1 protein-coding gene is annotated in these 262 nt (G+C 34.7%); it reads right to left on the minus strand.

The window, feature by feature from the left end; all coding sequences use genetic code 11:
- Positions 1–262: tetratricopeptide repeat protein (locus tag SCA31_RS24010; RefSeq protein WP_410699504.1), on the minus strand; the 262-nt coding region annotated here is incomplete at both ends.

Below are 262 nucleotides of genomic sequence, written 5' to 3' on the forward strand. Positions count from 1 at the left end.
GGTTCAATGTACAAAGCTTTTACCACATCCAATAAACAAAGAAAGAAATTATCATCGAAATGTTCCGCCTGTTTTACGGCTTCCTTGTAGAACTTAAATCCCTCTACCCTTTCGCCTTTTTTAAAATAAAGGATAGAAAGGTCATAATATGCGTAAAGTGTTTCTTTAGAATTTATACGCTCTGAAATTTTTGCAGACTCCAAAAAACAGTCAGCCGCACTATCAAAGTCATTCATTTTAACATGGCATAAGCCCATATTTC

It is taken from the genome of Chryseobacterium sp. SIMBA_028 (genome assembly GCF_046535285.1).
Classification (GTDB): Bacteria; Bacteroidota; Bacteroidia; order Flavobacteriales; family Weeksellaceae; genus Chryseobacterium.